A 25,008-nucleotide genomic window follows, 5' to 3' on the forward strand; every position below is an offset into this window, starting at 1 on the left:
ATGGAAAGCAGAGCTAAGGCTTGGTTCATTTGGCTGATTAGTAACTTGGTTGTTATATTCAGCAACATGCAGATAATTTATACCTTTATAAGTGTAAATCTCGAAAAGGAACTTGGACTTACAATCGCGCAAGTTGCACTGGCTAATTCAGCATATACTTGGACTTTCGCCATCTTACAATTTTTTAGTGGAGCAACGTTTAATGTTTTTTCCAGTAAAAAAATTTATTTTTTCTCGTTATCAACTATGATCTTGGGGTTTTTTGTCCTTATTAATAGTGACAATTTCTCCCATTTGATTTTGTCTCAAGTGTTGATTGCAACTGGAGCATCATTTGGTTTTATTGGTGCTGCTCACACAAGTAGCATATGTTTTTCCGCTGCCCAATTTGGACTAATGTTTTCACTAGTGCAGACAATTTCAAGCCTTTCTGCTTTGGTAATTCAAATACTGTTCTCTAACTTGCTTGCCGAAGATGCATATTGGAAAAATCTGATTGTATGCATAATACTATTTGGTGTGTTGATATTTGTACTTACGCTTTTTTGTCCAAACACACTTCCAGAAAGCAGCTCAGAAAAGCGCACAATAAAAAGCTCTATGAAGACAGTAATGTGCTCTATATTAACAGTGCTAAAATTAAGAGATATCTGGATAACTTCAGTGGTGGGTGCTATTACTTTTGGAACATTTTTAGCACTTAATACCTTGTGGGCTCCAAGGTTACTGGGCAACTCAGAACTCAATGCAATGGAGTCAGGTATAGCAACTGCAATACTATGGCTTGGTCTTGCAGTTGGTGCTCCAATTGCAGATCGAATCTCAAACTTATTTAAAAATAGGAAACATGTAATTTCTGCTTTTGCTTTATTGCAAGGCGTCTCAATTATTATTTTACTATACAGCCATTTAACAGTCCACGTTGTGTACTTTTGTATGTTAATGTTCGGGTTTTTTGCGGGAGGACATATGCTTAATTTTACTGTCGGCAGCGAGATTGTGAAACGAAAATACATCAGCACATCATCATCCATTATCAATGGATTTATGTTTATTGGCAGTGGAGTTATAGTGTCAATGTTAGCACTTTTTACAGATCATAAAATGGCACTTTTTGCAATATTTGCGATATTGATAGTTGCCGGTATTTTAAATTATGCAACAAAAGAGACATACTCTAAAAAATAAAGTAGCTGAATCTCGAGTCGATTGCTATATTATATTTACGTATTGTAATATTTATCAATAATGGATCACGTTACAACAAAAGACACAACAGTAACTAAGGCAACGATAGCTGGAGATATAAACCAAGAAATAGGATTATCAAAGGAAGACTCTGTTTCGATAATAGATGATATATTGGACGAAATAAAGACAAGCTTGGTAAAGGATGGAATAGTAAAAATATCGTCATTTGGAACATTCTTGGTTAAGAAAAAGAAGGAAAGACCAGGAAATATACCAAATACATCGGAGAAAGTGATGATTCAGGCAAGAAATTCAGTTTCTTTTAGGCCTTCAAAAATTATAAAAAAATCAATCAATAATTAATGAACAAGGAAAAATTATTTTATACGATTGGGGAAGTAGCTGAAGAGCTACATTTGGAACAGCATGTTTTGAGATTTTGGGAAGGTCAATTTCATCAAATTAAGCCTACAAAGCGTAAAGGAAGAAGGCTATATGATCGCAAGTGTATAGAGGCCATAAAGAAAGTAAAATACATGCTATATGATAAAGGATATACAATAAAAGGAGTGCAAAAAGAATTTGGTAATGATATAAAAGTCACAAAGAATTTGTTGCAAGAACTCACCGATTTGAGGGACTATTTAACTAGTAAAATAAATAACGAGGAAAGTAACAAGCAGGCGTGAAACACTACGTCTCGCTAAAATTTTGGAGTTTTGTGAGAGTTTAAAATGTGGCATATAGCCTCATTTCTTATGTTATTAGCAATATTAATAGGCTGTGGCCTGCAAAAACCTGCACCTGTGCTGCTTAAAGGCGAAGAATTTTACGGAAAAAGAGATCTGGAATATACAAGAGAGTACCATTTAATTAGGGAGCCTTCAGTGCAAAAAGAAAGTAGAAAAGCCATCATAAATAGGATATACAAAGATAACAATAATACACAAAATGTGGGGGTAAATTGTAAATTTGTAATGCCAGTTAAAGGTTCAGCTACCTCTTCTGATGAAATGTGTAAGGATGGCATAAAAATTGCTGCTCAAAATGGAACGAACGTAGTTTCCTCTGCACTAGGCAAAGTGATATATGTAGGCAAAGGGCTGAGATGGTATGGGAATTTAATTATAGTGGAACACAAAGATAATTACATGACTGTGTACTCCTATTTAAAAAACATACATGTTGAAATTGGCGATAAAGTAAAGCAAGGTCAAGTAATTGGATCTGCAGGTAAATCAAGCACACAAGATAAAGATCCACAGATGTGTTTCACAATACGACATAATGGCCAAGCGGTTGATCCTTTGATGCATATGAACTGTAATTGAATTTGGATTTATATGAAATATGATTTTAAAAGTGTTGAAAAATTTTATCAAGATAAATGGGATTTTTCTGTAAGCAAGAGTGGTAAACAAGAAAAGTGTTACGTGTTGGAAATGTTTCCATATCCATCTGGTAAAATTCATATGGGACACTTACGTAACTATGCAATAGGGGATGTGATAGCGCGTTACAAGAGAGCTAATGGATTTGAGGTTTTGCATCCAATTGGCTGGGATGCGTTTGGATTACCAGCTGAGAATGCAGCAAGGGATAACAATATTAGCCCCGAAACATGGACAAAAGAGAATATAGATAATATGCGTACACAGTTGAAATCTATAGGTCTTTCTTATAATTGGGAGCGTGAACTCTCCACATGTGAGCCTGATTATTACAAACACGAACAAAAATTTTTCCTGGATTTTTTAAAGCATGGGCTTGCCTATCGAAAAGAATCATGGGTTAACTGGGATCCAGTGGACCAAACAGTGCTTGCAAATGAACAGGTGGTTGATGGAAAAGGATGGCGATCAGGTGCAGTTGTTGAAAAACGTAAGTTGTCCCAATGGTTTTTAAAGATTACTGATTTCGCTGAAGATTTACTCAAGTGCCTGCAAAGTTTGAAAAATTGGCCAGAAAAAGTCAAAACAATGCAGGAGCGTTGGATAGGAAAATCTGAAGGAGCAACTATAGAGTTTGAAGTAGTTGGCCTGAATAAGAAATTAAAAGTTTTTACAACTTATCCTCATACTTTGTTTGGGGCTTCTTTTTGTGCAGTGGCAGCAGAGCATCCTATTGTGCAGGATTTAAAGAATGGTTCTTCTGTTGTCATCCCAGTGCTTGACACTGGGATCCAGGAAATAAAATCGAAAAGAGAGAACGATGAAAAAATAGGAGTTTACACCGGATTAAACGTCAAACATCCATTTCTTGATAAGGAATTGCCGCTTTACATAGCGAATTTTGTGTTGATGGAATATGGGGAAGGCGCGATTTTTGGTTGCCCTGCACATGATCAGCGTGACTTTGAATTTGCACAGAAATATAATTTGCCGATAATTCCCGTTATTTCTTCAGCCCACTTAGGTGTCATTCCAGCGCGTGACCAGAATTCTTACAATGGATCCCAGTGTCAAGCTACTCAGATGACAAAGGAGGCGTATACTGGAGACGGGACAATGTTTAACTCCGAATTCTTAAACGGATTAATGGTTAGTGAAGCAAAGGAAGCCATAGTTAAAAAATTTGAAGAAAAAAAAATAGGCAAAAAAACAATAAACTATCGTTTGCACGATTGGGGAGTTTCAAGGCAGCGTTATTGGGGATGCCCTATACCTATCATATATTGCAAAGATTGCGGAACTGTTCCAGTGCCAGAAAAAGACCTTCCTGTAGTTCTACCAATAGATGTAGAATTTACAAGTGGTGGCAATCCGCTGGATAAGCACCCAACTTGGAAATTTGTTAATTGTCCAAAGTGCGGAAAGCAAGCAGAGCGTGAAACTGATACATTCGACACCTTTTTTGAATCTTCCTGGTATTTTGCTGCATTCTGTAGTGAAGATAAATCAATAGACAAAGATGCATGTAATCGTTTTATGCCTGTTGATTATTATATAGGTGGGATAGAACATGCAATTCTGCATTTGCTTTATTCAAGATTTTTCTGCCGTGCTTTAACCAAATGTGGCTATTTTGATATTAAAGAGCCTTTCTCTACTTTAATCACTCAAGGAATGGTCTGCCATGCAACTTATAAAGACGAAAATGGTAAGTGGCTATTTCCCGCAGAAGCAAAAGAATTAATAGCGCGAGGTGCAAAAGTTCAAGTGGGCAAAGTTGAAAAAATGAGCAAATCGAAAAAGAATACAGTTGACCCAAACTTTATCATAGAAAAGTATGGTGCTGATACTGCTCGCTTGTTTGTGTTGTCCGACACTCCTCCGGAGAAAGATATGGAATGGTCCGATGATGGTGTGGAAGGTTGTTCTCGTTATGTAAATAAATTGTGGCGTATGGTCATGCAGCTAAGACCTGTAAATATACACTATGATAATGAAAATGTTACGGGTGGACTTCTAGAGTACAGAAAAAAAATTCATAAACTCTTACACGGACTTACAGATGACTTGGAAAACTGCAGATTAAACTGTGTAGTGGCAAAATTTCGTGAGATGACGAATTTAATAGCTGAAATAGACGTAAAAACTGGAAAATCTCTTATTGATGAAGGTATATGTATATTAATCAGAGTAATCGAACCATTCATACCACATCTAGCTGAAAGCCTATGGCAAGAAATAGGAGGTCAACCTTGGCCAAAAGCTGATGAATCATTATTAGTTGACGATACGGTAACTATAGCAGTGCAAATCAATGGAAAATTACGTACAACAATCAAGGTGGCAATTAACTTACCTCAAGAAGAATTGAAGAAAATAGCGATAGACTCTGTGTCCAGTAAGATCGATCAAAGCAAAGTTCGCACTGTATATGCTGTACCAAATAAGATAGTAAATATAGTTATATAAAAGACCTGAGTAGTACGTTTTATATAATCTGATTTTATGGCTATACTTTTTTTGACATGTAGTTATATCTTTTTTAATATAAAGGATATATACTTATGCATTATATATTTTTTTGTATGAGGAGTTATATGAAAATAAAGAGATTGTGCGTTTTGGCTGTGTTGCTTACTTCATCTCTAGCAGGTGCAGCTAGTAATAGTGCAAGTAAGTCAGAAGATAAGTACTATGCAGGTTTAAACTTTGGTGCTGGTTGGGGTGGTGGCTTTAAAATGAAACCTGGTGTTGTTCTTGGTTACCATTATGACCAAAACTCTAAATTTGAACTTGAGGTTCTCAGTAATATTAAGTCATTAAAGAGCATAGGAGCTAGCTTATTGGCAAACTACCGCTTCTATCCTGACCTTGATATTGATCCCGTTAAACTATATGTCAGCGGAGGTTTAGGAGGATATCTCCAAATAACACCTTTTGGCTTTGGTGTTAGTGATACAGTTGATGGTGATGGCGATAGTTCACAAGAAGAAAAAGAAAAGGAAGAAGAAACACAAGGTGCTCCAGAATCAGGTGGTGAAGCTGCTGGTTCATCTGTAGTAGATAAAATACTGAGTTCTATTTCCTATAAACTAAAGTTAGGTGTTGATTATGAAATTACTCCGCAGATAATTGGTGCAGTTGGTATGACCATGGGTGGGCAACTAAGTGGTATAAAAGCAAAACAAATACCAGATGCAACTCTAGAGATAGGGGTACGTTATAATTTTTAATGCTGCTACTTAGTTCATAAAGGTAGAGACGATGTTGAGGATGAAATAAACAGCATTAAAAAAAATCCGAAAACGTATTTTCGAATATGGTTTTGAACGCTAGCTATAGATTAGAAAAATAACAAGAAAAAGGGTAAACATACTGTAATTGCTGTTGAATGATGGAGTCCATTATTTTAGCACGAAGTAACGAATTCAGTAGAATAAGTTCTTCAAAAATAATTTAAACTTTTATTAGTAGGAGCAGTCTCATGGAATATTATAGCGATCTCACTAAAAGAAACTTTTATAAGTATCGTTGATAAGAAAGGAAAAATTGTTAAGGAAGAAGTTGTTGCAAGAGAAAGTAAGGCAATAGCTGAATTTTTTCTTGGTCAAGGCAAAAATGACCTTACCCAGAAAAAGTGGAGAGAAAGTGTGGAATGTTTTTTACAAAAAGAATGATGCATCAAATTGTTCTGGAATGCAATAGTTAATAGTGACGTTGTTTGTTATAAAAAATTTCTATGTATTCAAATATTGCAGTTCTAGTTTGTTGAGCAGAGTGTTGTGAAGTATCAATAAGTATTTCTCTTTTCAATGAGCTAAAGAAGCTTTCTGCAACAGAATTGTCGTAACAACAGCCTTTATTACTCATCTATATTCTTTACAGCTAAGAGATATTGATACCCTTGCGCAGTATATTGTGAACCTTGATCACTATGTAATAGTAGATTTTTAACAGGTTTACGCCTATTAATGGCCATTAATAAAGAGTTCATAACCAATTGTTTATTTATTGCACTACTCATTAACTACCATACGTGAGAATTATTGCTGCCAAATATAGCCATCCCTCCTTGGTTTTGATGTAAGTAATCCCATACTTTATTTGGTTGATCAACAATAAAGTTTTGATCTAGTATATTGGGAGCTACAGCTCTATTATCTGTTTGTTGTTTTTTAATTTTAAACTTTCTTCTCAGTATAGCCCTGATGTCATTTTTCTGCATAATACTTTGCACCGTTTTCAAATTGCAACTTTTACCCAAAGCCTTCAATTCAGCATGAATTTTAGGAGCTCCATATCTACATTTAGAAACTTGATATATTTTTTGAATAGCTTCGAGTAGCTCTTTATTTGCTGATTCTCTACTGCTTATTTTTCTTGTGGTCCACTTATAGTAGCCACTAGCAGAAAATCCTACATAATTCCTGTACTTTATAGCAGTTACTATATAAAAAAATATTTTACTCCTTTTGACTGGCCAGGGCTTTTTTTTAAATGTCTCTTTCCCTTGTTACTCTTGCTTTGTAAATCAAACCTCTCTTTGTCATAAGGTGCTACATCTGGAAATGCATTTGCCGCTGACTTTTTTTCGTTATATTTCTTCATCCATTTTCCTAATACACTATCCCTTATTCCTAGATCTCTTGCTACTTTTGCAACTGGTTGACCTACCTTTCTTTGTTCATTTGCCAGTTTAACAGCTTCCAATTTGAATTCTGCTGTATATTCTCTTACCATTTCTAATCCTCCAAAATTTTATTTTACCCAAAAAAACTCTTTTCTTTCTCTCCACTTTTTCTGGGTAAGGTCAGTTTACTGGCCTCTCCATGAGTGAGATTGAAAAATTAAGTGTGAACGGTTACCTTGGATGACAGAAAAGAGTGTTGGAAGGAGGCAATATTAAAAACTTAATTTCAGTCCAGCCAAGAACACATAACCAGAGTTGTTATTTTCTATTTTAGGTTCTTTGGTACTAAATTTTACAATATCGAAATAGTATGAAGTACCTAAAAAAAGAGAATTTTCAAGACTTAAAGCATATGATGTTAACTCGTTTGTACCTTCGCCTGCAATATCCCTACCACTACTAAAATATGTTAAGCTTGATTTGTAAGAATCAGAATGGTAAGCGATACCTGCATTCATATAATACGTATTATTTGTTTCAGGATTATGCTTCTCACCAGATTTACCGCCATTACCATACGAAAAAATGCAATCAAGATCGAACAATTTTAGCTTCAAACCAAAATTCCAGTGTAGTAATTGATTATGACACTGAAGATCGCTAGGATTTTTATTTGTACAGTCATTAAAATTTTCCCTTGCAAATTCACCAGTTAAGGCAGTAGTAAAACCTATATCATCTGACAAGCTATTTTTATAGGAAAGGCCAGCAGCAATTAAATTGCTGTACTGTAAGTTATTTTTTCCTGGAACATAACTGAATCCGAGTTGAAAGTTATAGATTTCAGGGGAGATGTAGTTAATTGATGATTGTTTTAACCCTAGTTCGAGTTCATTATAATCGCTATAAATATTGGGCTTGACCCAGAACACCTTGTCTTGATTATATCCAGGGTCACCATCTTTTTTATGATCACCGCGCAAATTTGCATAGTTTGTCCAATGACCATTTACTCCTCCAGCAGCTGCATAAATTTTTGAAGTGTTAATTAACATGCTCTGACTAACTAAACTTCTTTTACCATATTCAATTGATCCAAGTCCCTGATTTTTAATGATGAAATACCCTTCCTCCATGTCTAACTTTTCTATGTCTAACGCTTTTAGGTTTGCAATACCAGAAACTCCTGCCTTAACATTAAACCCCATTTGAGTATTTGGATAAACTTGCTGTAAATAAAGAAAGCGCAAGTATGAATAACTTGAAGTTTTATCCTTAGCCTTAGCATTGAAAGAATCTCTGTTGAAGGCGTAGCCGAATCTCAAATCTATTTTTCCGTCTAGTTCTACATAGAATATTTCCTTATCCAAAATTGTTCTAGAGCTAGTACTATTCTGCAAAAACAATGATGAAAGCAGTGCTACCAGGTAGTACTTTAACTTCATAAATAACCTTAAATCTTTATAAAAATTTAAGTTTAAACTCAATATAAATAAAAAACAACTTTTCAGAAGGCACCGCTGGTAGATTTTGCTGCCTGTTTTTGAGCTATATTCCCATAAATTATTGATACACTTGGTAATTTTTGCATTAATAACTGCTTATTAATGGCAGAATGTATACGATTAATTATTTTAGATGTACTTTTTACATCGCAGTTAATCAAAACAAAAAGCACTTTATTCTCATCAATATACCCTAGAAAATCATCACTACGGCAATTTTTATAAAAATGTTCTATGACAACTTTCAGTGCATCATTTGTCTCGCTACAGCTACTATTTAAGCCAATTATTCCTATAGCTGCATTAATTTGATGTTGAAAGGCGAAATTCAATATAACGTATAACTCTAGAATAGTGGACTCATTGCCCGGTATATCGAATAAGTCATGGTTTTTATATTTCTTACCCATTAGATATTCATCTCTAAAGATTCCTAATTTATGGGACAAACTGATATCACGTATTAACAGCTCATAATTTATTTTATTACTGGCAAATTGTGCAGTGCGGAAAACTTTTACTTTTGTCCTGATATCTTCTCCTTTAGCATCAGTTAAGGAAAAATCTATCACTTTAGGTAATATATCAAGTAAATCGTGCCCATTTTCGGTATACTCTAAATAATTCTTCATGTCGTCAGCTGCTCTTGCACTTAAAATATTGATTAACGGCTTATTAAGTAAATTCCCTTCCTCGTATTTTAACAAATTCCTTGCGGCTTGATTGAGCCCTAAAATTAACACGTTTTTTTTCTTATTATCCTGACAAACAGATACCACAGCATCATCTTTTCTTCTTGCAGTTATGAAATCATCCATACTTTCATTCTATACAGCGTATTTATAAGTATAATAAGATTATATTAAGATTTACTTACTTATTGATATGCTTAATTAGGTATAGACAAAATGTCATACGGGATGGCTTTGTTGTAGAAGAATCAAGATTACTGTTTATAGACTTCAAGTTACTGCAAAAAATATTTTAAAACATAGTGATATCTTGACTTTACCTAGTTAATATTCCAAATTATAAAAAAACAGATAGTTCTATGACGACAAGTCTATTACAAGGCAAAAAGGGATTAATAACCGGAATAATAAATAAGAGATCAATAGCATACGGTATAGCAAAAACTCTCTCAGAGCACGGAGCAGAACTTGCAATCACCTACCAGAATGAAATAATAAAAGAAAAACTATCACCAATAGCAGATGAACTAAATGTGGAGCTAATATTACACTGCGACGTTTCAAATGAAAAAATCATAGATAACGCTTTCGAAATAATAGAGAAAAAATGGGGTACTCTTGACTTTTTGGTGCATGCAATAGCATTCTCAGATAAAAATGAGTTAGATGGTAAATATGTCAATACTTCACTGAATAACTTCCTCAATGCAATGCATATATCGTGCTATTCTTTTACTGCTTTAGCGCAAAGAGCTGAAAAAATGATGTCAGGTGGTGGTAATTTACTTACTTTATCTTATTATGGCGCTGAAAAAGTTATGCCAAATTATAACGTTATGGGTTTATGTAAAGCAGCACTTGAAGCAAGTGTAAAATATATAGCATGTGATCTCGGGCCACAAAATATCAGAGTAAATGCCATTTCCGCTGGTCCAATCAGAACTTTAGCATCTTCTGGAATAAGCGATTTTCACTTCATATCAGAATGGAATAGAAATAATTCTCCGCTCAGACGCAATGTTACAATAGAGGATGTTGGCAAGGCAGCGCTATACTTATTAAGCGACTTAAGTAGTGGCACTACTGGAGAAATTTTGCACGTCGATTCAGGATATAACGTTGTAGGAATGAAGGTGGTTGACTAACAAAGCACTAGTTCCTTCGGGTTCATACACAACTCTATCAGGAGTTTTGTGACTGTGATTGCAGAAAACATCGAACATAAAATTCCTATTGATAGAGTGACAGAAAAGCCTCTAATTGCTCCGCTGCCAATAATGAACATTATTCCTGCAGCAATTAATGTAGTGATATTTGAATCCAGTATTGTCTTTATAGCGTTTTTAAACCCTTCTTCAATAGCACGTTCCACTCTCTTGCCAGATTTTATTTCCTCACGAATTCGCTCAAATATTAAAACATTTGCATCCACCGCCATACCGACAGTAAGTGCAATACCGGCAATTCCAGGTAAAGTTAGAGTTGCTTCAAGCAGAGTGAGAATTGATAATATAAGAATTACATTAGAAAAAAGCGCAACAGAGGCCAATACACCTAATTTACCGTAAGTGATAATTATAAATAAAGCCACGGCTATAATAGAGATTGTTGCTGCCATTTCCCCTGCCTTTATTGATTCTTCTCCAAGGCTTGGGCCAATGTTTTTTTCTTCAATTATTTTAAGTGGTGCTGGCAGTGCTCCAGATTTTAAAAGTATTGCAAGTTCGCTTGCTTGTTTTTCAGTAAAATTACCGCTAATTTCTCCCTCTCCATTTAAAATTGGCTCACGTATTGTAGGTACTGTTAAAACTGTGTTATCCAGAACAATTGCAAAAGGTTTTCCCACATTTTCTTTAGTGATTTTCGCGAATCTTTTACTCGCTATGCTGTCAAATTTAAAATGCACTGTCGGTTTACCTAAATTGCCGAATCTAACTGATGCGTTAACCAGCGAATCGCCACCTATTTCAGTCTTGCGGAATATTGGATAAGAATTACCTAAAGAATCCTTGAGCATGACAGTAGTTTCGTAATCTATATCCTGCACCTTGGCTATGTTAGTGTTTGCCAAATGAAAAGCTAGCTTAGCAGTTTTGCCAAGCAGAGATTTTATCTGCTTGGTGTCTTCTACTCCAGGCACCTGCACTAATATTTTATTCTGCCCTTGTTTTTGAACGCTGACTTCCTTTGTGCCAAGTTTATCCAAACGGCGCTGGACATTGTTTATTGATTCTGCAACTACTTCACTGATCAAAGAATTTTTATAATGGGGTTTATACGAAATGAGAATTGAAGAATCTTTTCTATTTAGCTCTAAATTTGGATTTATCGCATTAATCAACATAGATGCTTTTTTATAATCATCAATATTATTTAAAGTTACAACGCTATTTTGTACGTTAGATTCAATATTTTTTGTTAGCAATGTCTCTTTTATTTCGTTAGCTAGCATGCTTAGCTTTTCCTTAAAATAGAAGTCTAAGTCTATGTTTAAAAGCAAAGATGCCCCTCCTTTCAGGTCAAGGCCTAAGTTTATTCTTTTTTTCGAAATAAAAAGCTTATTATCAAAGAAATTTGGCAGTGTTATGTATAAAGCAAGTAAACAGATGCATAATACTGAAAAAGATTTGATTATAAGTCTGTTGTACATAAGTTGTAGGTTTAAAATTGTAATAATTGATTGTAAGTTAAAAATAGATTTTTGTAAAATTCTCTATTTGACCTTACCCAGAAAAAGTAGAGAGAAAGTTAAGACGTTTTTATCATGAGAATAAATTGTGCAGGAATGCAATAGTTAATAGTAGAATGTCTACGTTATTTGTTATAAAAGATTTCTATGTATTCAAATATGGCAGTTCTGGTTTGTTGAGCGAGAAGTATCAATAAGCAGCTCCCTTTTAAGTGAACTTTTCTGCAACAGAGTTATCGTAACAACAGCCCTTATGGCTCATGCTGGAAATGATGTTTTTTGTATTCAATAGAAATTGGTAATTTTGAGAGGTATACTGTGACCCTTGATCGCTATGTAACAGCAGATTTTTATCGGGTTTGCGTTTATCAACGGCCATCAATAAAGAATCTATAACTAATTATCATGTTACTCATTAACCACCATGCGTGAATATAGGTCAATTATTGCCGCCAACAACCTTCTTTAGTTTTTATGTAGGTAATCCCAAACTTTATTTGGCTGATCAGTAGTAAAATTTTGATCCAATGTGTTCGGAGCCACAACTCGGTTGCTTATTTGCTGTTTTTTATTTTTGAACCTTCGTCTAAGCTTGGCTTTAATGCCATTTTCTTGCATAACACTTTGTACTGTTTTAATTTTTGCCTAAAGCTTTTAATTCAGCGTGAATTTTAGGGGCTCCATATCTGCATTTAGAAGCTTGATGTATTTTTTGAATATCTGCTAGAAGCCCTTCTTTTGCTAATTCTTTACTGCTTTTTTCCTTAGCAACCCATACCACCAGTACAAAACCCTACATAGTTCCTGTGTTTTATAGCAATTTCTATATAAAAGAATACTTTACTCTTTTTCTTTGCCCAGGGCTTTTTTTAAGATGTCTCTTTCTCTTATTAGCTCTTTTTTTAGATCAAATCTTTCTTTGTCATAAGGAGCCTTTGCCTGGAAATGCGTATGCTCCAGACATTTTTCCATCATATTTTCTTACTTAACATACTGCCATCTATACCTAGATCTTTTGCTATTTTTGTACTTGCTTGACCTGTTTCTTTAACCAGCTTAACAGCTTCTAATTTGAATTCTGCTGTATATTCTCTTCTATTTGTCATATTTTGAAAAAACGTTTTATTTTACTCCAAAAACGTCTTAACTTTCTCTCTACTTTTTCTGGACTACTCCGAATCGGTTGACAAATTGGACGTTTGATAAGCATAATTTGGAGCTTCTTGTGTAATGACTATATCATGAGCGTGACTCTCTCTTAATCCTGATGCAGTAATAGTAACAAATTTACAATTTTTTTTCATCTCTTCTATATTCCTATTACCAGTATACCCCATTGCAGCTTGCAATCCGCCAATCAATTGATGGATTACTCCTGAAGCTGGACCTTTGAATGGAACTCTTCCTTCCACTCCTTGTGGAACTAATTTGAGTTTTGAATCTTTATCTTGAAAATAACGGCTAGCTGAACCTCGTTTCATTGCACTAATAGATCCCATTCCTCGATAGCCTTTATATGCTCTGCCCTTATACATAATAATCTCACCTGGGCTTTCGTCAGTGCCAGCAAAAATCGAACCAATCATCACAGAGTCAGCACCAGCTGCAATAGCTTTTGCAACATCTCCTGAGTATTTTACCCCACCATCAGCAATTAGTCTGACGTTTCTTGCTCTACACGCCTCTGCAACATTCTTGATTGCAGAGAATTGTGGCACACCAACACCTGTAACTATTCTGGTTGTACAGATTGATCCTGGTCCTATTCCAACCTTCACTGCATCAACACCCGCATCAATCAACGCTTCAGCAGCCTCCTTTGTTGCAATGTTTCCGCCAATTAATTGCGTATTAGGATACATCTTTTTTATTTCCCTAATGGTATTGATAACGTTTTCGGAATGACCGTGAGCAGTATCCACAACAACTACATCAACTTCTTCTCCGATCAAAGCTTCACATCTTTCTATACCATCTTTTTTACCAGTGCCAATTGCAGCGGCAACTCTGAGACGCCCTTTACTGTCTTTACATGAATTTGGGTATCTATTGTATTTTTCAATGTCTTTAACCGTAATTAAACCTATACAACAAGAATTTTCATCTACGACCAAAAGCTTTTCTATTCTATTTTCATGCAACAATTTCATTGCTGAGGCACTATTCACTCCCTGCTCCCGCACTGTCACTAACTTATCTTTTGTCATCACTTCGGAAACTTTTACATTCATGTTCTGGTCTTCAATAAATCTCACATCTCGGTTAGTTAAAATTCCAACTAACTTGCGTTGATCGACTACAGGAATGCCAGAATAATTGTGCTCTCTCATTAATGAAATTGCTTCCGCAACTGTTTTATCCGGTGAAATCGTAATTGGGTTATACACGATCCAACTTTCATATTTTTTCACCCTTCTCACTTCTAAAACTTGTTCATCTATTGATAAATTCTTATGTATGCAACCTATCCCTCCATGTTGGGCAATAGCTATTGCAAAGCCCGATTCAGTAACAGTATCCATTGCAGAGGATATGAGAGGGATATTTAGTTCTATACTATTTGTTAAATAAGTTTTTGTATCTGCATCGCAAGGCAATATATTAGAATAGGCTGGCAAAAGAAGTATATCGTCAAACGAATAACAAGCTTCCATTTTTTTCATAGGCTTTATTTAAAGCTTATACGCCAATTAATTAAATTGCAATAGGCAAAATTAGCTAGGAGCCTTTAATTGTATAGCTCTAACTGTTTTTAGGAGATAGAAAAGCTATATAGTTGCTAATACATTTTATTGCAAAATAAGCATTCTACATTATTTGCCAGCAAACAAAACTGCTCAATAGTTAAGTTTTCTGGACGCTGGTTTCCGCTCAATTTAGCGTTTTCAAGGACAGTTTCAGCGTGGTTCGTTATATTTTGCAAGCTATTTCTCAGCATCTTTCTTCTTTGAGAAAAAACAGCACGTGTTAATTTTATTAAGGTTTCCAAGTTTACTACAAACTTTGGGGTAGGCAAAGGATTTACTGTAATTACTGAAGAATGTATTTTTGGTCTTGGAAAAAACTCTTTAGGTTCAATATCAAATTCCTTTTTTATATCGCATAGTAATTGGCTTAGCACTGATAAGGAACCATAATCTTTAGAATTGGGTCTTGCCGTAATGCGATCTGCTACCTCTTTTTGAAACATTAATGTCAAGTTCGTAAAAAATTTTATATTATTTAACCACTTTAAAAATAACACTACCGAGATATTGTAAGGCAAGTTAGCAATAACTTTAACTGGGCGCTCTATCAGCTCTTCTTCTATAACATGCAGTGCATCTGCTTCTATAATTTTATACTTTCCTTGATGCTCATTTAGCAGTTGATCATGGTGTTTTACTAAATCTCTATCTTTTTCTATAGAAAGTAGAGACTTTGGATTATGCACCAATATTTCTCTTGTTAATGCACCATATCCAGGACCAATTTCAATGACATTAAAATTTTCCAGACTACCAGCTAAAGCGACGATTTTTTTTGTTATCTCACTCGATAAAATAAAATTTTGCCCTAGACTCTTTTTTGGCTTCAGTAAAAATTTTTTCATATTATTTTCATTATACAGTATTTTAAAAATTAGTTGACTAAAATTCATTGATAATTGTATATTATTAATGTGTTTAACGCCGGCTTAGCTCAATTGGTAGAGCAACTGACTTGTAATCAGTAGGTTGTCAGTTCAAGTCCGACAGCCGGCACTCTCACTCATATAAGTAAAGTTGATGTCCTTTTTAATAGTAGCAAACTGGAAAATGAATGGAATGCGTTCTTCATTTGTTGACTTTATAGGCAAACTTAACAACAAGAGCAACGAAATTACCTCTAAGCTAGTGATTTGCCCTCCTTTTACATCATTTCCAAGCAGTATAGAGTTGAACAATAATATTAATATAGGAGCACAGAATTGCCATCATAAAAAGTTCGGTTCTTACACAGGTGAAATTAGTGCAGAAATGTTAAAAGAACTAGGGTGTACTTACGTAATACTTGGGCATTCTGAAAGGGCTAATGAAAAAGATAGTGAAATAAAACTTAAGTCGGAAATAGCAATAGAATCAGGCTTACACCCAATTATCTGTGTGGGTGAAAATTCAGAAGATTATAAGAATGAAAAAACAAAAGAAGTAATAGAATATCAATGTAAAAACCGCTTGCCAACACACGGTGAATATACCGTAGCATATGAGCCAATATGGGCAATAGGCACAGGATGTGTACCAAGCAATGACGCAATTGCTGAGGTGATAGAGGTAATAAAATTGTGTACTGGTAAAAAACACATTATATATGGTGGTTCAGTCAGTTCAGAAAATATAGAAAATTTGCTCAGTATCTCAAATTTATCAGGAGTTTTAATTGGCAGTGCAAGCTTAGATTTCAATCACTTTTATAAAATTATACAACAAGTTGAAAAAAAGTTTTCTCTTATCAATTCTAAAAGTAGATAAGAGGGAATTACTCACTATAGAAATAGGGCTATCACGGGCGTCTCAGTAGATTCCGCTAACGCGTACTCCCTAGTCATACCGTCACGGTATCCGCTAACACGTAGCGAGATGAAGGTTGTCAAGGTGACACTGGTTTCCATACAAAAGTGGTGTCATCTAAGTAGCTGATACTGATTTCTATCCAAGACGCCAGTGCCCAGACTACTTGGATCCAGAAGACTTAATTTCAACCAAGTGGCTGCATAATAAAGGCTGGATTCCAGCGTCACGCGCTGGAATGACATCTTTCTTGGTGGACTCAAATCATAATGTTCGTACGGTTGTGGGCTTATAGCTTAGAAAATTAACGATATTTTATTCCCCGGTGAACGCTCTATTTTGTTTTCCAACTCTAGTTCCAAAAGAGCCATTAGAGCTATGTTGGTAGAAAGTCCGCTTGCTAATATAAGTTCATCTATATCAACAGGTACAGAGTTAATATGATCAACTATAACAGATTTTGCCTGTTGTAATTTTTCTTGTTTTTGGTTAACAGCACAGTGCTCAACATCAAATAGGTTTTTTTGCTGCGGAGGTAAACTAAACCTAACACTCTCTATTATGTCATCAGCGGACTCGATAAGCTTAGCACCGTTTTTAATTAAATAATTACTACCACTACAGCGTGAATCTAAAGGAAAACCAGAAACTGCAAACACCTCTCTCCCTTGATTTAAAGCAAAATCTGCTGTTATTAGAGAGCCAGAACGTTTCGATGCTTCAATCACTGCAACACCCAGCGATAGACCAGATATAATTCGATTCCTTTGAGGAAAATATTGAGGCTTTGGTTTAGTAGCAAATGGAAGCTCAGTAATTACTAAACCACCGTTCTCAGTGATTTTTTTATATAGATCAAAATTCTCTTTTGGATACACCACATCAATTCCGCTTGCTGTAACAGCAATAGTGGGGTGATTTTTGTATATTACACTGTTTGCTGCAGTATCAATTCCTCTTGCAAGTCCAGAAACGATAATAAAACCAGCTTCGCTTAAATCAAGTGCCAACTTATTGGCAAAATTTCTTCCATTCATTGAAGAGTTACGCCCACCGATTATTGCAATTATCTCACGGCTTAATAATGATATATCACCAAGTGCAGTTATTACAGGAGGACAATTCGAGATATTTCTTAAAAGATCAGGGTAATCTGGGTCACATGCGGGTATAATTTTAGCTCCAATTTTTTCTGCATTATTGATTTCTTCTCGTGCATCTTGAATGCCATACACCTTATTATTAGCCACCTTATTGAGATATTTCAACACCTCATCTAGCGATCCATGTGTTCTTAGTATACTAAAAAACTTTATTGGTCCTATAGTTCTAGCCAAGCTTAACCATACTTCTAATTCTTTGTTGTTCAATTTATTTATCTTCATAAAAGGCTTGAATTTCTTATCAATTTAGTGTACCCAAGATAATGCAAATATACAGTGTTTTATGACGCATTTTGTTACAGATAAATGCATAAAATGTAAATATACGGACTGTGTGGAAGTATGTCCCGTTGACTGCTTCTATGAAGGTAAAAACATGCTCGTGATTAACCCAGATGAATGTATTGATTGCGGAGTGTGCATACCTGAGTGTCCAGTAGATGCAATTGTAACTGATGATTCCATAAAAGATATTTTAGAACTAGATGAAGAGTTGCTGAGCAGCGAACAAAAAACTTTCAAGTTATTTTACGATATAAATGTAGAATACTCACAAAAATGGCCAAATATCACAGCTAAAAAGCAACCTCTTTATACAGCAGAAGAGTATAAGGAAAAAAAGGATAAAACAACTTATTTTGATGAAAATTTAGAATAATATTAACAAAGAAAAAGATCAGACTCCTTGCATAACCATATGAAAAACTAGCAACTCACTCTTTTTTGTCATTCCAACGCGTGACGCACAATCGTACGAACATTGTGCTACCAGGAGGGTGTCATCCCAGTGCTTGACACTGGGATCCAGAAAAGTTTGCTTGTGAGCAAGCAAACTAGCATAGAAAGTGGTTACAACGTTTTCGATAAGATTGCAGAAAGGCTGGATTCCAGTGTCTGGGCACTGGGATGACAGCTAGCCTGACAACCGTCATCCCGCTACGTGTTAGCGGGATCTATGCTAAGCTTACTATTACCCACAAATAAAAACATAGTATTGTATTTACTCAAATAATTTAATTTTATTAACCTGAAAGCTTATTGGATTAAAATTATTAAACTAAGAGTTATAATTTTAGCAACTAAAAGCTGTAAATTGCACCATATAAACAATTATTTCAAGCAAAAGTTATGCCATTAAGAGCTATGCAACAAACATTTATATTTGTGGGTAATAGTAAGATGCTAAGAGATACCGCGAATGAATCGCGGTATGACGTAGGAAAACCTTTCTTGGGTTAGCTATAGATCACCTTAACAAAACAAACGTTCGTACAGTTGTGCATAGGATAGAGCTATAGAAAGCATTTTTTCTATTGAAGATAAGAGCATCTTTTATATATGCTATATAGTAAAACATAGAACGCCCATGATTCCAACTATAGCAATTTTAAGTGGTGGGTTTTCTTGTGAGAGAGAAGTATCGCTTATGAGTGGAAAAGCAGTAAAAAAGGCGCTTGATAGCCTTTCATATAATGCAATAGAAATAGATGTTGACAGCAACATTGCTGAAAAGCTTAAAAAAATTAATCCCCACCTTGCTTTTATCGCTCTGCATGGACCTTATGGTGAAGATGGCTGCATTCAAGGTTTACTGGAGATTTTAGGTATAAAATATACACACTCAGGAGTTATGGCTTCTGCTGTTGCTATGAATAAAGTGATGTCAAAGCATATATTTCGATCCCTTAGTATCGACACTCCAAAAGGTTATGTAATTAGCCGAGAAGATGTACTAAAAAATAATATTAAAATCGATTATCCGTACGTCTTAAAACCAATTAACGAAGGTTCAAGTATTGGAGTGCACATAATTTTCTCGCACGAGGATTACTTAGAACTGAAAGATAATAGTTCTACTATAATGGAAAAGATGATCGTAGAAGAATACATACCGGGCATAGAGTTACATACTGCTGTATTGCTGGATGAAGCAATTGGCACTATAGAAGTACGACCAAAAAATAAATTCTATGATTATGAAGCAAAGTATACAGATGGATTTGCAGAACATATATTTCCTGCTGAAATTCCTAACAATATATATAAAATGACCTTGGAACACGCACTGAAAGTTCATCAATTTTTAGGATGCAAAACTATTTCCCGCTCAGATTTCCGTTATAATCCCCAAAATAACACTTTAAAAATGCTTGAGATTAATACACATCCTGGCTTTACTGAGCTATCGTTAGTGCCAGAAATTGCAAAATTGGCAAAAGGAATCGATTTTAATGAATTAGTTAAAATTATTATTGAAGATAGTTTGCAGCACAAAAATATTAGGGATTTAAGTCATGTTGAGCAGTATTACTAGAAGCCAAAGGAGTTTTTTGCGTAAGTGTGCCTTGGTTATTATCACAGCACTTTTTCTTACGCTAATACTTTACAGCTCACTTGATAAAATAATAAATCGATTTAATTACTACTTTACTTGGTATAATGACTGCCTATCTAGTTTATTACTCAGTAGTGGATTTTCAATCGACGAAGTAGTCGTGAGCGGCAATAAATTTACAAACAAAAAGGATATTCTAAGTTTGACAGATAGAACGCAACCTATCCTGTATATATCACTTTCAAAACTTGCCGGTAACATACAATCCGTAAGCAGGTGGATAAAACACGTAAGAGTTCACAGAATTTTGCCCAATACTCTACGCATTAATATAGATGAGCATAAACCGTTTGCTCTCTGGAAAGATAATAACAAAACCTCGGTAATTGATTTCGAAGGCAAAGTGATCGTAGATGACTATCCAGTAGATGATCTTGTTGTAATTACAGGACAAAACTCGTTATCAAACCTAGAATTTGTTAGAGATGTGTTAGAGAGTAAAACTCAATTAAGTGACCACATTTCTTCTTTTGCTTATATAGGGAATAGAAGATGGAATATCATACTTGATAACGATTCCACAGTAAAACTGCCTGAAGATAACCCTTATAGTGCATGGGACTATTTAAACCACTTACACAATACAACTGATTTTACTTTCAGCGATTGGAGTATTATTGATATGCGTATTACTGATAAAATTTTTGTGAAGAGGTGATCTGCTGTAATCCAAGTAGCCCCTTTTCCTGTCATCCCAGTGCCCAGACACTGGAATCCCGCCGCGAACCGTCATACCGCGATTCATTCGCGGTATCTCTTAACATAGATCCCTTATTTAACCGCCATACCTTAACATAGATCCCGCTAACACGTAGCGGGATGACGAGGTTATCGTCATGTCACCGCGAACCGTCATACCGTCACGAACCGTCATACCGCGATTCATTCGCGGTATCTCAGCCGCTAACAAGAGATCCCGCTAACAAGTAGCGGGATGACGGTTGTCGTTTAGCTATAAATATTTAAGAAATTTACCAAACGAAAAAAAAGGCAAAAGAAGCCCCGTGGTTGGCTAATTACTTACATTATACTTTCAAGTATGGCGTTTTTTTATTCTAAACGCTTAATAACCGCGATTTAGCTGCTTTTTAATGCAACTAACCTTTAGTCATAAATGTTTAAGAAATTTACTAAACAGAAAAAAAGGCAAAAGAAACCCTAGGGTAGCTAGTTATTCACTATCCATTTTTTAAGTTGGCGTTTTTTTATGTTTTAAATGCTTTATAAGCGCATTTTAGCTTATATTAGGTAAAACCCTAGAATTTTATAAAGACATAAGGTGCACATAGTGCAAAAAATTAAACATGAGACGCCAGATACGTGAGTTTTTTTGTCATTTAATCTGTACAGAGAAGATAAATAAATAGCTTCAGTTTCATGATAAGGGGGCTGGCGAGGTTTGTCAAGGAATTTTTATGCAAGAGATCTATTGAAATGCCCCTGTAAAATTATACTATTAATTAGTACACTATAAATTTAAAATTATAGATATGTTAAGCAGATTGGTAATTTTGCTATTAGTTTTTATACTTCCTTTTTCTTCATACTCATACCAGTTTAGAACCAAAGCAAAGCAAGCAGTAGTCTTAGATTTAGCTTCAGACTCGTTCATTTTTGACCATAATTCCGATGAAAAAATGGCCCCATCTTCAATGAGCAAGCTAATGACTTTATATATAGCCTTCGATTATCTAAAAGCTGGAATAATACACATGGAGGATAAATTTCGAGTAAGTAGAAAAGCGTGGGAAAGGAGAGGCTCTTCTATGTTTTTGAAAGAAGGTCAATCCGTTACGGTGAGGGAATTACTTGAAGGAATTACAATAGTCTCAGGCAATGATGCCTGCATAACACTAGCCGAGGGCATTGCAGGATCAGAAGAGAATTTTGTGGCTGAAATGAATGAAGTTGCACAAAACTTGAATCTGAATGACAGTCATTTTGTCAACTCAAGCGGGTGGCCAGATGAAGATCATTTTATGAACGCAAAAGACTTGGTAATGCTGGCAAAAAGGATTTTCACCGATTTTCCTGAATATTATGATTTATTTTCCGAACAATATTTGACATATAATGAAATTGTACAAAAGAATAAAAATCTTCTACTTTTTCACGATATTGGTGTTGATGGCTTAAAAACCGGTTATACAAATGCTGGTGGTTACGGCATTGTAGCATCTGCAAAACGAAATGATAGGAGAATTTTTGCTGTCGTAAATGGTTTAAACACTGAGAAAGAGCGAATAGAAGAAGCAAAAAGATTGATACAATATTCCTTAAATCATTTTAACACCAAGAAAATATTCGCTAAGGATAGCGTAGTTGAGGAAGTAAATGTTCTCTATGGAAAAGATAAAAAAGTGCCTATTACAGTTGCAAACGATGTTACCATAACTTACAACCGCAAATTGCATGACCAAATTAAGGTGCGTATTGAATATAAAGATATGATACCTGCACCCATTAAAAAAGGTCAAGAAGTGGGCGAAGTTTTTGTAGAAATACCAGGTATTGAGCAACAAACTACACCACTTTATGCAGCAAATGACGTGCAGGAATTGAATTTCGTAGAAAAGTTTTTTAGGATGTTGTTTTAAGTTTGATATTAAAGCAATTTCGAAAGAGAGATCTATTGCACTTTAGTGTAGTTTTAACTAACAATTTCTGTTACAATACAAGATTGAAGTGTTACGAAAATGTGCTGGTTATATTTGTTGCTGTCTAGTATCCTAGAGATACTGTGGGCTGTAACACTAAAGTTTAGTAACAGTTTTACTAAAGTTGTGCCTTCGATTGCAACATTGGTAATTATGATCATTAGCATTTACTTTTTATCTCTTGCAGCATGCTTTCTACCTATTAGGGTATGCTATGCAGTTTCCTCTGGAATATGCACAATTGGAATAACTATAATTGGTGCAACCACTTTCACAGAGAATATTAATTTATCTCAAGTTTTATGTATCGTTTTAATTGTAATAGGAAGCATAGGGCTGAAGCTCTCTATTTAAACCTAAAAATTTATGCATGAATTGGATATATTTACTCTTATCGTCACTAATTGAAGTGTTCTGGGTCATAACACTTAAGCATAGTTATGGATTTACTCATCTCGTACCATCAATAATTAGCATACTCTCCATGGCTCTTAGTACATATTTACTTTCGCTCGCTACACGTTCTATACCTATCGGAGTATGCTATGCAATTTGGACTGGAGTGGGCGCTATAGGAGCTTCGATACTTGGAGTTTACCTATTTGATGAACCAGTTAATTTATTCGAAGTAATATGCTTTATTTTAGTTACATTCGGGATTATAGGATTAAAATTGTTTGATACTGCAAAACAAACTGTTGATAAAATGGAATAAAAGATCCCACTGGGATGAAAGAAGCAGATACTCCATATTGTCATGCAAATTGGAATCCAGACTTTTTTCTATATAGCATGGTGAAGACGGGAAACCGTAACCGTTCACACAATGGCGTCAACTTAAGGAAAAATGTCAGAGATTGTGTATAAAATTTCTCTCCAAATTTTTTATCATTAAATTATCCAAAGAGTGCAAGGGACAGCACTTTTGTTTCTGTTTTATTTCAACAAAGAAGTCTAAAATGTGTCCTTTTTAGGTGAAATATGCAAAAAGGAAAAAACCTTATTCTACAAATTAAAAATATAATATACTCGAAAACTTTTCAGAAAATCCATTGTGTTGAGTTTTACACGAACAAGAAAACTTCCTTTTTCGACAGTATTTTCTATGATTTTAAAGTTAGTTAAAAAAAGTTTGGGAATAGAATGTGAACTTATGGAGCCATTGACATGTACCCTCAAAGCAAGCTTTTTCTAAAGCAAGATATAAGATTTGCCATACAGGCTTTCAAGAATTTAAGCATCCAAACAGCCTATCAGGATGAACCTGAGTTGGAGAGGCTATAGACTTATTGCAGCAGATGGTTCTGGTATGAGATTACCCAGCTCTGGGGAAATTGTATCCGAGTTTGAACCAAATGGAACAACAGGCACCATTGGCAATTTGTTTGTTGATTTGTGTACTTCGCTGATTTGTAGTGCTCGTCTTGCAGCTTGGAATATAGGTGAACAAACGTTGGCGGCAGAGCAATTACCCGAAGTTATCACTCAAATGCGTTTATTAAATCAAGAGAAATTATTATTTATCTATGATCGTCTTCAGTAAAATTCATTCAGCAGCATTATGATTTGGAAGTAGATTTTATTTTTCGCTTGCAAAAAAGAAATTATAGTAAGCTATTGGAACGCTGGCGAATTAGATTTTGATTTTATATTAGAAAATGAAAAGCTAAAAAATAAAATGAAAGGACAGAAAGTAAGAGTTATAGTGCTGACATTAGCCAACTGAGAAACAGAGTTTTTGACCGAGACTTTGGAGCAAAGCTTATGTGTTAAGGTGGCACATAGAGGGGTGCTATAAACGACTCAAAGTAGGAGCAGAGTTAGAGAATTTTTCTGGAGAGGCTGTATTACAAGAATTTTGGGCAAACTTGGTCATGTGCAATATATTATCGCTTCATATGTGTGATGCACAAGGGCCTTGGAACCCAGATCAAATTACTGAGTATCGTTTAAATTTTTCAGTTTTATTTAGTGTAATGAGACAGAAACTCTATCAGGTACTTATTGCGCCAAAAAACTTTCAAGCCCTTTTTAAGTATACGCGCTAAAGTTAAAATCCGACCGGGACAGCCGCAATAAAGTAGATAAGCCTAAACGCCATCATGTCTTTAGGAGAGTTTGCTAATGAAAGTTCTTAAGTTGACGCCATTGGCTGAACGGATA

The 25,008-nt window shown here is 35.0% G+C and carries 30 protein-coding genes, 1 tRNA gene and 1 pseudogene; 17 read left to right on the forward strand and 15 right to left on the reverse strand.

The window, feature by feature from the left end; all coding sequences use genetic code 11:
* The 6 genes from AAGD50_RS01745 (at position 1) to AAGD50_RS01770 (ending at position 5,815) form a co-directional block, all read left to right on the forward strand.
* Positions 1 to 1,188 carry an MFS transporter gene (locus tag AAGD50_RS01745; protein WP_141456806.1) on the forward strand — a complete coding sequence of 396 codons (1,188 nt, stop codon included), beginning with the start codon at positions 1 to 3 and terminating at the stop codon, positions 1,186 to 1,188.
* A 60-nt stretch (positions 1,189 to 1,248) separates the two neighbouring features.
* Positions 1,249 to 1,554 carry an integration host factor subunit alpha gene (locus tag AAGD50_RS01750; protein ID WP_006279881.1) on the forward strand — a complete coding sequence of 102 codons (306 nt, stop codon included), beginning with the start codon at positions 1,249 to 1,251 and terminating at the stop codon, positions 1,552 to 1,554.
* Positions 1,554 to 1,880 (forward strand): MerR family transcriptional regulator, encoded by a 327-nt coding sequence (locus tag AAGD50_RS01755; protein WP_006279880.1) that lies wholly within the window; start codon positions 1,554 to 1,556, stop codon positions 1,878 to 1,880. Before AAGD50_RS01750 ends, AAGD50_RS01755 begins: the two co-directional genes overlap by 1 nt.
* A 45-nt stretch (positions 1,881 to 1,925) precedes the next feature.
* Positions 1,926 to 2,522, forward strand: coding sequence for a murein hydrolase activator EnvC family protein (locus AAGD50_RS01760; protein WP_264723755.1), 597 nt, complete (start codon positions 1,926 to 1,928; stop codon positions 2,520 to 2,522).
* 12 nt (positions 2,523 to 2,534) lie between these two features.
* Complete coding sequence (gene leuS / locus AAGD50_RS01765) at positions 2,535 to 5,051, forward strand: leucine--tRNA ligase (protein WP_264723754.1); 2,517 nt, start codon at positions 2,535 to 2,537, stop codon at positions 5,049 to 5,051.
* Positions 5,052 to 5,179: 128 nt separating this feature from the next.
* Positions 5,180 to 5,815 (forward strand): hypothetical protein, encoded by a 636-nt coding sequence (locus AAGD50_RS01770; RefSeq protein ID WP_155968855.1) that lies wholly within the window; start codon positions 5,180 to 5,182, stop codon positions 5,813 to 5,815.
* Between the two features lie 472 nt (positions 5,816 to 6,287).
* Here AAGD50_RS01770 and AAGD50_RS01775 read toward each other — a convergent pair whose 3' ends face one another.
* The 6 genes from AAGD50_RS01775 to AAGD50_RS01800 form a co-directional block, all read right to left on the reverse strand.
* Positions 6,288 to 6,452: an IS3 family transposase gene (locus tag AAGD50_RS01775; RefSeq protein WP_010082072.1), complete on the reverse strand. Its 165-nt coding sequence runs from the start codon at positions 6,450 to 6,452 to the stop codon at positions 6,288 to 6,290.
* A complete protein-coding gene (locus AAGD50_RS01780; protein ID WP_010082071.1) occupies positions 6,445 to 6,606 on the reverse strand; it encodes a DDE-type integrase/transposase/recombinase in 162 nt (53 codons plus the stop codon). Before AAGD50_RS01780 ends, AAGD50_RS01775 begins: the two co-directional genes overlap by 8 nt.
* Positions 6,607 to 6,609: 3 nt before the next feature.
* Positions 6,610 to 7,044: an IS3 family transposase gene (locus AAGD50_RS01785; protein WP_144078574.1), complete on the reverse strand. Its 435-nt coding sequence runs from the start codon at positions 7,042 to 7,044 to the stop codon at positions 6,610 to 6,612.
* Positions 7,029 to 7,322, reverse strand: a complete 294-nt coding sequence (locus AAGD50_RS01790; protein WP_264723898.1) for a transposase — start codon at positions 7,320 to 7,322, stop codon at positions 7,029 to 7,031. The genes AAGD50_RS01785 and AAGD50_RS01790 overlap by 16 nt, the downstream gene beginning before the upstream one ends.
* Positions 7,323 to 7,484: 162 nt before the next feature.
* The gene (locus tag AAGD50_RS01795; RefSeq protein ID WP_265040965.1) at positions 7,485 to 8,657 is read right to left on the reverse strand and encodes a porin; all 1,173 of its coding nucleotides are present in this window, start codon (positions 8,655 to 8,657) and stop codon (positions 7,485 to 7,487) included.
* 62 nt (positions 8,658 to 8,719) lie between these two features.
* Positions 8,720 to 9,535 (reverse strand): hypothetical protein, encoded by an 816-nt coding sequence (locus tag AAGD50_RS01800; protein WP_264374144.1) that lies wholly within the window; start codon positions 9,533 to 9,535, stop codon positions 8,720 to 8,722.
* 233 nt (positions 9,536 to 9,768) lie between these two features.
* On the opposite strand from AAGD50_RS01800, the gene AAGD50_RS01805 reads away from it, so the two are divergent.
* The gene (locus AAGD50_RS01805) at positions 9,769 to 10,554 is read left to right on the forward strand and encodes an enoyl-ACP reductase (RefSeq protein WP_264723694.1); all 786 of its coding nucleotides are present in this window, start codon (positions 9,769 to 9,771) and stop codon (positions 10,552 to 10,554) included.
* On the opposite strand, the gene secD is transcribed toward AAGD50_RS01805, so the two are convergent.
* The 7 genes from secD to rsmA all read right to left on the reverse strand — a co-directional run bounded on the left by secD (position 10,551) and on the right by rsmA (position 15,690).
* Positions 10,551 to 12,059 carry a protein translocase subunit SecD gene (secD, locus tag AAGD50_RS01810; protein ID WP_341810073.1) on the reverse strand — a complete coding sequence of 503 codons (1,509 nt, stop codon included), beginning with the start codon at positions 12,057 to 12,059 and terminating at the stop codon, positions 10,551 to 10,553. The two genes, AAGD50_RS01805 and secD, sit on opposite strands and share 4 nt — an antisense overlap.
* A gap of 247 nt (positions 12,060 to 12,306) precedes the next feature.
* A complete protein-coding gene (locus AAGD50_RS06785) occupies positions 12,307 to 12,477 on the reverse strand; it encodes a DDE-type integrase/transposase/recombinase (protein ID WP_080717647.1) in 171 nt (56 codons plus the stop codon).
* 255 nt (positions 12,478 to 12,732) lie between these two features.
* Positions 12,733 to 12,879, reverse strand: a complete 147-nt coding sequence (locus AAGD50_RS01815) for an IS3 family transposase (RefSeq protein WP_080717648.1) — start codon at positions 12,877 to 12,879, stop codon at positions 12,733 to 12,735.
* A gap of 59 nt (positions 12,880 to 12,938) precedes the next feature.
* Positions 12,939 to 13,073 (reverse strand): hypothetical protein, encoded by a 135-nt coding sequence (locus tag AAGD50_RS01820; protein WP_007548509.1) that lies wholly within the window; start codon positions 13,071 to 13,073, stop codon positions 12,939 to 12,941.
* Complete coding sequence (locus AAGD50_RS01825) at positions 13,070 to 13,204, reverse strand: IS3 family transposase (RefSeq protein ID WP_007548354.1); 135 nt, start codon at positions 13,202 to 13,204, stop codon at positions 13,070 to 13,072. The genes AAGD50_RS01820 and AAGD50_RS01825 overlap by 4 nt, the downstream gene beginning before the upstream one ends.
* Before the next feature lie 63 nt (positions 13,205 to 13,267).
* Positions 13,268 to 14,761 (reverse strand): IMP dehydrogenase, encoded by a 1,494-nt coding sequence (guaB, locus tag AAGD50_RS01830; protein ID WP_264723696.1) that lies wholly within the window; start codon positions 14,759 to 14,761, stop codon positions 13,268 to 13,270.
* Positions 14,762 to 14,877: 116 nt separating this feature from the next.
* Positions 14,878 to 15,690 carry a 16S rRNA (adenine(1518)-N(6)/adenine(1519)-N(6))-dimethyltransferase RsmA gene (gene rsmA, locus AAGD50_RS01835; RefSeq protein ID WP_264723697.1) on the reverse strand — a complete coding sequence of 271 codons (813 nt, stop codon included), beginning with the start codon at positions 15,688 to 15,690 and terminating at the stop codon, positions 14,878 to 14,880.
* Positions 15,691 to 15,768: 78 nt separating this feature from the next.
* Between rsmA and AAGD50_RS01840 the strand changes: the two genes are divergently transcribed.
* Both AAGD50_RS01840 and AAGD50_RS01845 read left to right on the forward strand, forming a co-directional pair.
* A tRNA-Thr gene (locus AAGD50_RS01840) sits at positions 15,769 to 15,841 on the forward strand.
* Positions 15,842 to 15,865: 24 nt separating this feature from the next.
* The gene (locus AAGD50_RS01845) at positions 15,866 to 16,591 is read left to right on the forward strand and encodes a triosephosphate isomerase (protein ID WP_264723698.1); all 726 of its coding nucleotides are present in this window, start codon (positions 15,866 to 15,868) and stop codon (positions 16,589 to 16,591) included.
* A 152-nt stretch (positions 16,592 to 16,743) separates the two neighbouring features.
* Here AAGD50_RS01845 and AAGD50_RS01850 read toward each other — a convergent pair whose 3' ends face one another.
* Positions 16,744 to 16,893: a hypothetical protein gene (locus AAGD50_RS01850; protein WP_265035827.1), complete on the reverse strand. Its 150-nt coding sequence runs from the start codon at positions 16,891 to 16,893 to the stop codon at positions 16,744 to 16,746.
* Between the two features lie 33 nt (positions 16,894 to 16,926).
* Complete coding sequence (dprA, locus tag AAGD50_RS01855; RefSeq protein WP_264723699.1) at positions 16,927 to 18,015, reverse strand: DNA-processing protein DprA; 1,089 nt, start codon at positions 18,013 to 18,015, stop codon at positions 16,927 to 16,929.
* 61 nt (positions 18,016 to 18,076) lie between these two features.
* On the opposite strand from dprA, the gene AAGD50_RS01860 reads away from it, so the two are divergent.
* From AAGD50_RS01860 to AAGD50_RS01895, 8 genes and pseudogenes are all read left to right on the forward strand, one after another.
* Positions 18,077 to 18,451 carry a ferredoxin family protein gene (locus AAGD50_RS01860; protein WP_096617230.1) on the forward strand — a complete coding sequence of 125 codons (375 nt, stop codon included), beginning with the start codon at positions 18,077 to 18,079 and terminating at the stop codon, positions 18,449 to 18,451.
* Between the two features lie 129 nt (positions 18,452 to 18,580).
* Positions 18,581 to 18,703: a hypothetical protein gene (locus tag AAGD50_RS01865; protein ID WP_265040968.1), complete on the forward strand. Its 123-nt coding sequence runs from the start codon at positions 18,581 to 18,583 to the stop codon at positions 18,701 to 18,703.
* Positions 18,704 to 19,159: 456 nt separating this feature from the next.
* Entirely contained in the window at positions 19,160 to 20,107 is a 948-nt protein-coding gene (locus AAGD50_RS01870) for a D-alanine--D-alanine ligase (RefSeq protein WP_264723700.1), read from the forward strand.
* Positions 20,088 to 20,846 (forward strand): cell division protein FtsQ/DivIB, encoded by a 759-nt coding sequence (locus AAGD50_RS01875; protein WP_264723701.1) that lies wholly within the window; start codon positions 20,088 to 20,090, stop codon positions 20,844 to 20,846. Before AAGD50_RS01870 ends, AAGD50_RS01875 begins: the two co-directional genes overlap by 20 nt.
* A gap of 832 nt (positions 20,847 to 21,678) precedes the next feature.
* The gene (locus AAGD50_RS01880; protein WP_006279754.1) at positions 21,679 to 22,785 is read left to right on the forward strand and encodes a D-alanyl-D-alanine carboxypeptidase family protein; all 1,107 of its coding nucleotides are present in this window, start codon (positions 21,679 to 21,681) and stop codon (positions 22,783 to 22,785) included.
* Between the two features lie 114 nt (positions 22,786 to 22,899).
* Entirely contained in the window at positions 22,900 to 23,199 is a 300-nt protein-coding gene (locus AAGD50_RS01885; protein WP_244662759.1) for a DMT family transporter, read from the forward strand.
* A 16-nt stretch (positions 23,200 to 23,215) separates the two neighbouring features.
* Positions 23,216 to 23,560 (forward strand): DMT family transporter, encoded by a 345-nt coding sequence (locus AAGD50_RS01890; RefSeq protein ID WP_006279756.1) that lies wholly within the window; start codon positions 23,216 to 23,218, stop codon positions 23,558 to 23,560.
* A 266-nt stretch (positions 23,561 to 23,826) separates the two neighbouring features.
* Positions 23,827 to 24,970 (forward strand): annotated as a pseudogene (locus AAGD50_RS01895) (transposase).
* The last annotated feature ends 38 nt before the right edge of the window (positions 24,971 to 25,008 follow it).

Origin of the sequence: Wolbachia endosymbiont (group A) of Apotomis capreana, from assembly GCF_964027025.1 — a bacterium.
In the GTDB taxonomy this organism is placed as follows: domain Bacteria; phylum Pseudomonadota; class Alphaproteobacteria; order Rickettsiales; family Anaplasmataceae; genus Wolbachia; species Wolbachia pipientis.

Excerpts from the sequence above, each read along its gene's own strand:
- AAGD50_RS01805 (WP_264723694.1), top strand. The coding sequence starts at position 9,769 with ATGACGACAAGTCTATTACAAGGCAAAAAGGGATTAATAACCGGAATA.
- AAGD50_RS01795 (WP_265040965.1), bottom strand. The coding sequence starts at position 8,657 with ATGAAGTTAAAGTACTACCTGGTAGCACTGCTTTCATCATTGTTTTTG.
- AAGD50_RS01760 (WP_264723755.1), top strand. The coding sequence starts at position 1,926 with ATGTGGCATATAGCCTCATTTCTTATGTTATTAGCAATATTAATAGGC.
- AAGD50_RS01790 (WP_264723898.1), bottom strand. The coding sequence starts at position 7,322 with ATGGTAAGAGAATATACAGCAGAATTCAAATTGGAAGCTGTTAAACTG.
- AAGD50_RS01860 (WP_096617230.1), top strand. The coding sequence starts at position 18,077 with ATGACGCATTTTGTTACAGATAAATGCATAAAATGTAAATATACGGAC.
- secD (WP_341810073.1), bottom strand. The coding sequence starts at position 12,059 with ATGTACAACAGACTTATAATCAAATCTTTTTCAGTATTATGCATCTGT.
- AAGD50_RS01775 (WP_010082072.1), bottom strand. The coding sequence starts at position 6,452 with ATGAGTAATAAAGGCTGTTGTTACGACAATTCTGTTGCAGAAAGCTTC.
- AAGD50_RS01890 (WP_006279756.1), top strand. The coding sequence starts at position 23,216 with ATGAATTGGATATATTTACTCTTATCGTCACTAATTGAAGTGTTCTGG.
- AAGD50_RS06785 (WP_080717647.1), bottom strand. The coding sequence starts at position 12,477 with ATGGCCGTTGATAAACGCAAACCCGATAAAAATCTGCTGTTACATAGC.
- AAGD50_RS01800 (WP_264374144.1), bottom strand. The coding sequence starts at position 9,535 with ATGGATGATTTCATAACTGCAAGAAGAAAAGATGATGCTGTGGTATCT.
- AAGD50_RS01870 (WP_264723700.1), top strand. The coding sequence starts at position 19,160 with ATGATTCCAACTATAGCAATTTTAAGTGGTGGGTTTTCTTGTGAGAGA.
- leuS (WP_264723754.1), top strand. The coding sequence starts at position 2,535 with ATGAAATATGATTTTAAAAGTGTTGAAAAATTTTATCAAGATAAATGG.
- AAGD50_RS01755 (WP_006279880.1), top strand. The coding sequence starts at position 1,554 with ATGAACAAGGAAAAATTATTTTATACGATTGGGGAAGTAGCTGAAGAG.
- AAGD50_RS01880 (WP_006279754.1), top strand. The coding sequence starts at position 21,679 with ATGTTAAGCAGATTGGTAATTTTGCTATTAGTTTTTATACTTCCTTTT.
- AAGD50_RS01750 (WP_006279881.1), top strand. The coding sequence starts at position 1,249 with ATGGATCACGTTACAACAAAAGACACAACAGTAACTAAGGCAACGATA.
- dprA (WP_264723699.1), bottom strand. The coding sequence starts at position 18,015 with ATGAAGATAAATAAATTGAACAACAAAGAATTAGAAGTATGGTTAAGC.
- guaB (WP_264723696.1), bottom strand. The coding sequence starts at position 14,761 with ATGAAAAAAATGGAAGCTTGTTATTCGTTTGACGATATACTTCTTTTG.
- AAGD50_RS01770 (WP_155968855.1), top strand. The coding sequence starts at position 5,180 with ATGAAAATAAAGAGATTGTGCGTTTTGGCTGTGTTGCTTACTTCATCT.
- AAGD50_RS01875 (WP_264723701.1), top strand. The coding sequence starts at position 20,088 with ATGTTGAGCAGTATTACTAGAAGCCAAAGGAGTTTTTTGCGTAAGTGT.
- AAGD50_RS01820 (WP_007548509.1), bottom strand. The coding sequence starts at position 13,073 with ATGATGGAAAAATGTCTGGAGCATACGCATTTCCAGGCAAAGGCTCCT.
- AAGD50_RS01780 (WP_010082071.1), bottom strand. The coding sequence starts at position 6,606 with ATGAGTAGTGCAATAAATAAACAATTGGTTATGAACTCTTTATTAATG.
- rsmA (WP_264723697.1), bottom strand. The coding sequence starts at position 15,690 with ATGAAAAAATTTTTACTGAAGCCAAAAAAGAGTCTAGGGCAAAATTTT.
- AAGD50_RS01745 (WP_141456806.1), top strand. The coding sequence starts at position 1 with ATGGAAAGCAGAGCTAAGGCTTGGTTCATTTGGCTGATTAGTAACTTG.
- AAGD50_RS01825 (WP_007548354.1), bottom strand. The coding sequence starts at position 13,204 with ATGACAAATAGAAGAGAATATACAGCAGAATTCAAATTAGAAGCTGTT.
- AAGD50_RS01845 (WP_264723698.1), top strand. The coding sequence starts at position 15,866 with ATGTCCTTTTTAATAGTAGCAAACTGGAAAATGAATGGAATGCGTTCT.